The sequence below is a fragment of the Bradyrhizobium forestalis genome (assembly GCF_002795245.1).
Taxonomy (GTDB): domain Bacteria; phylum Pseudomonadota; class Alphaproteobacteria; order Rhizobiales; family Xanthobacteraceae; genus Bradyrhizobium; species Bradyrhizobium forestalis.
The window spans coordinates 1-403 of record NZ_PGVG01000155.1; the positions used below are offsets into that span (position 1 = coordinate 1).

1 pseudogene is annotated in these 403 nt (G+C 70.7%); it reads right to left on the bottom strand.

The features are described 5' to 3' along the window. Positions 1 to 254, bottom strand: a pseudogene (locus CVM73_RS38905) (hypothetical protein); the annotation flags it as partial. Positions 255 to 403: the final 149 nt, after the last annotated feature.

Consider the following 403-nt stretch of genomic DNA (forward strand, 5'->3'; position numbering starts at 1 on the left):
GTCGATGGCACCGCCCTGACCTCCATCGCCCAGGCACGCCAGTCGGCCCCTTCCCGTCCGTCGCGCAATTGCGCCAATGCCACGGTGTTTCCGATGCCGATCTTGCACGTGCCTTGCGCGATCTCGCGGATCACGTCGTTGTCCTTGCCATCAGGCTTGTGCGCGAGATTGGCCTTCAGGCCGGCGAGCCAGGCCTCCGCCGCGGCCTCGCCGTGATGGACGAGATCCCGACCATCCTGGCGTCCGCCACTCACGCCGCAGCGCCGCCGCTCAGCCCCGACTCCCGTGAGCGCGCCATCGGCGTCCGCGTCGAGGTCCTGACCCGCCAGAGCACTCTACCGCGCCGGAGGCTCACGCTGCGGACCCAGTGTGTGTGGGGACCGCCGCACGGCTGCGCGTGGGG